Annotated in this window: 3 protein-coding genes and 1 pseudogene; 2 read left to right on the forward strand and 2 right to left on the reverse strand. The window is 73.4% G+C overall.

Annotation, left to right across the window (positions count from 1 at the left end):
- On the reverse strand, window positions 1–1819 hold a 1819-nt coding region (locus HW445_RS21875), incomplete at its 3' end, for a glycoside hydrolase family 15 protein (RefSeq protein ID WP_180222681.1).
- Window positions 1820–2209: 390 nt separating this feature from the next.
- On the opposite strand from HW445_RS21875, the gene HW445_RS21880 reads away from it, so the two are divergent.
- Both HW445_RS21880 and HW445_RS21885 read left to right on the forward strand, forming a co-directional pair.
- Window positions 2210–2920, forward strand: coding sequence for an HAD family phosphatase (locus tag HW445_RS21880; protein ID WP_257231219.1), 711 nt, complete (start codon window positions 2210–2212; stop codon window positions 2918–2920).
- Between the two features lie 92 nt (window positions 2921–3012).
- Window positions 3013–3501 carry a GNAT family N-acetyltransferase gene (locus HW445_RS21885; RefSeq protein ID WP_180222683.1) on the forward strand — a complete coding sequence of 163 codons (489 nt, stop codon included), beginning with the start codon at window positions 3013–3015 and terminating at the stop codon, window positions 3499–3501.
- A 40-nt stretch (window positions 3502–3541) separates the two neighbouring features.
- Here HW445_RS21885 and HW445_RS21890 read toward each other — a convergent pair.
- Window positions 3542–3766, reverse strand: a pseudogene (locus HW445_RS21890) (xylan 1,4-beta-xylosidase); the annotation flags it as partial.

Consider the following 3766-nt stretch of genomic DNA (forward strand, 5'->3'; position numbering starts at 1 on the left):
TGCCCGCCCGCGCCCGGCCGAGGGTCACACCGCTGGCGATGACGCCGATGTGGCTGAACGCCTGCGGGAAGTTGCCCATGAACTCGCCCGTGGACGGATGGATCTGCTCCGAGAGGAGTCCGGTCGTGCTGGCCCGCGCGCACAGGGCCACGTACAGCTCCTCGGCCTCGTCCAGCCGGCCCTGGCCGACCAGGTTGTCGACCAGCCAGAAGCTGCACAGCAGGAACGCCCCCTCGTCACCGGCGAGCCCGTCGGGGGACTCGTCGTGCAGGTAGCGGTAGAGCAGCCCGCCGCCCGCCGAGAGACGCTCGGCCACCGCGGCCGTCGTCGCCACCATCCGCGGATGGTCCACGGGGACGACCCCGCGGAGCGGCAGGGCGAGCAGGCTGGCGTCGACCGCGCCCCCGCCGGAGAGGGACACGCTCAGGGTCTTCGCGTCCTCGTCCCAGGACCGGTTCAGGATGAGTTCCCGCAGCTCGTCGGCCGCGGCCCGCCACTCCGCGACGCGTCCCGGCAGCCCGTGCCGCTCGGCGATCCGCACCGCCCGGTCCAGGGCCACATGGCACAGTCCCGCCGAGTAGGTGAAGGCGTCACCCTCGTTGCGCACCTCCCAGATGCCCTGGTCCGGCTGGCGCCAGGCGGTGGCCGCCTGGTCCGCGAGCCCGGCCAGGCTGGACCACAGGGCGGGCTGGATCTCGCCGCCGGCCAGCAGCCACTGGTCGGCGCAGTCCAGGATCTCGCCGTAGACGTCGTGCTGGCGCTGGTCGGTCGCGCCGTTGCCCCAGCGCACGGGGGCCGAGCGCCGGTAACCCTCCAGCTCGCCGTCCACCATCTCGTCGGGGACCGCGAGCCCGTCGAGGGTGTACATGATGCGGGGCCGCCCACTCTGCTCGAACGCGTCGAGGACCCAGCCGAGGAACGAGTCGGCCTCGCCCTGGAAGCCGATGCGCCGCAGGGCGAACACGGCGAAGGCCGCGTCCCGGATCCAGGCGTAGCGGTAGTCCCAGTTGCGGATGCCGCCGATGGGGGCGGGGAGGGAGGAGGTGGGCGCGGCGACGAGCGAGCCGTCCGACCAGTCGTCGCACATCTTCAGGCTGAGCGCGGACCGCCTGACCAGGGGTTCTTCCGGGCCCTCGTAGGTGAACCCCGTCATCCAGCGATGCCACGCCTCACTGGTCGCGGCGAGCATGGCATCGGTGTCGAAGCGGTGATGACGGTGGAAGCGCCCCCAGGAGAGGACCAGGTCGAGACGGTCGCCCTCCCGCATGTCGTAGCTGTTGCGGAGACCGTCGAGGGGACGGCTGCCGCGCAGGTGCAGCCGCAGCCCCCGCTGCCGGTAGGGCCGCAGCTCGACCCCGCTGAACAGGGCCCGCGTCTGCGCGCCGCCCCTGGGCTGCAGATCCGCCCTCAGCCGGACGTGGCCGGAGAGGACCCGGGCCGAGCGCACGAGCTCGGCGCGCCCGGCGGGGGTGTCGTCGGTGAGGTCGGCGCCCGGGCGGAGCGTGAGGGCGTCCGTGAGCCGCACGACACCGTCGGGGGTGCGCAGGTCCGTGACGAGCACCCCGGTGTCCCGCACGTACCACTGCCGGGCCTCGACCAGGCCCTCCGGAGCGACGGTGAAGTGCCCGCCACGGCTGTGGTCCAGGAGCCCGCAGAACAACGGCTCGGAGTCGAACCGGGGCAGGCACATCCAGGGAATGGACCCGTCGAGCCCGACCAGCGCCGCGGTCGTGCCGTCACCGATGAGCCCGAGGTCCTCCAGCGGCAGGTACCCGTCGCGTCTGCGGACCGGCCGGAACGGTGGATCGGGGTCGTACATGGGACCTCGCTCTTCCCGGAGACGTGGACATCGAGGGTCACCCTCGTCACCACGTTGGCAGAGGGCCCAGGAGGGCGCGAGGCGACCAGGGGGGAACTGGTGCGAGCGGGTGACCGGCGGGCGCTTCACCCGCGGCGACGGCGGTCCCGGGTTCCGTGGAGATCCCGCGGGCAGCCCCTTGTGGGGGAGACGCGGGGTGCCGCACGCAGCGGACGCGCTTGACGTCCCGTCAGGATGCGGGTAGGGATGCACCGGGGGCGGCCTCTGCCGGAGCGCCGGCGCGTACGTGCGGGTGAACCCGGCACCGGAGTCACCGGCGAGTTCCCGGTGGCATCACGGCCGCAAGCCCGGGAGCCCGGAAGCCCGGGAGCCATCAGCCAGGGGGCACCGTTGACAGCCGTCTTCCCCGCACAGGAGCCGGTCGAGCTCGTCGTCTTCGACTGCGACGGCGTGCTCGTGGACAGCGAGCCCATCGCCGTGCGGACACACGTCGCCCTGGGCGCCGAACTGGGCTGGCCGCTGAGCGAGTCCGACGTCATGCACCGCTTCGTCGGCCGCTCGACCACCTCCATCGGCGAGCAGATCGCCGAGCGCCTCGGCCGGGAGACGGCCCGGACCTGGGGCGAGCGGTTCCAGGAGATGCACGCCGTGGCCGTGGACGAGAGCCTGACCCCGGTCGACGGCATCGTGGAGGCCCTGGACGGTCTGGAACGAGCCGGCCTCCCACCGGCCAACTGGTGCGTCGCCTCCAGCGGCAGCCACCAGAAGATGCGCCACACCCTGGGCAAGGTGGGCCTGTACGAGAGGTTCGAGGGGCGGATCTTCAGCGCCCACGAGGTCGAACGGGGCAAGCCCGCACCGGACCTCTTCCTCCACGCCGCGCGGCGGACAGGCGTCGACCCGTCGCGTTGCGTCGTCGTGGAGGACAGCAGGTTCGGAGTCCAGGCTGCCGCCGCCGCGGGGATGCGGTCCGTCGGATACGCGGGGGGCCTCACCCCGGCGCACTGGCTCACCGGGCTCGCGACGGTCGTCCTCACCGACATGCGCCTCCTGCCCGCCCTGGTCACGGCGAGGCGGACGGCGGATGCCACCGGAGAGTGAGCGCACCTCCCTGCTCGGGGCCGGGGCCGGGGCCGGGACGGTGCCGACCGCCGCGGCGGGCACTCCCCGGTGCGGTGCGGGATACTCTCCGGATGGGTTCACGCACTTCCCGGGGCGGCCGGCCGGTCACGATCCGCAGGGCCGTCGCGCGGGATGCCAAACGGCTCACGCGGCTCGTGCGTGGCTCGGGCGCCTACGAGGGCAAATGGGCGGCCGCGGTCGCGGGCTACCGGGTCGGTCCTGATTACCTCGAGGCCCACCGCGTCTTCGTGGCCGTCGGCGGCGACGAGGACGGAGGCCGGATCCTCGGGTTCTACTCGCTCGTCCTCGCTCCACCGGAGCTCGATCTGCTCTTCGTCGCCGACGAAGCGCAGGGGCGGGGGATCGGACGCCTGCTCGTCGCGCACATGAAGTCGCAGGCCCGGGCCGCCGGGCTCGACCGTGTCGAGGTCGTGTCGCATCCTCCCGCCGAGGACTTCTACCACCGCGTCGGAGCGGTGCGGACCGGGACCGTGCCGGCGAACCCGCCCGCCGTTCCGTGGGACCGTCCCGCGTTCGAGTTCCGCATCTCTTCGGAATGACTGCCGAGGCAGGGGATCACGCCCCGGCGGCCTCGCCGTCTCAGGGCGTGTCCCGGGCGCCGAGGCCGAACAACCGGTCGTCGCTCCACCACTCCGGCGTCTCGTCGACGACCGGGGTGAGTTCCAGCAGCGTCACCTCGTTGCGGCCCAGGACGAGGTCCACGTCGGCACGTCCGCCGGTGACGGGCACGCTCCGGTGCGAGCGGGCGGGCTCGGCGGCCTCGCGGAGCGCGTCGAGCTGCCGGTCTCCGGGTGCGAGCGGCCG

This window comes from Streptomyces sp. UH6, from assembly GCF_013421635.1.
GTDB classification, from domain to species: domain Bacteria; phylum Actinomycetota; class Actinomycetes; order Streptomycetales; family Streptomycetaceae; genus Streptomyces; species Streptomyces abyssomicinicus.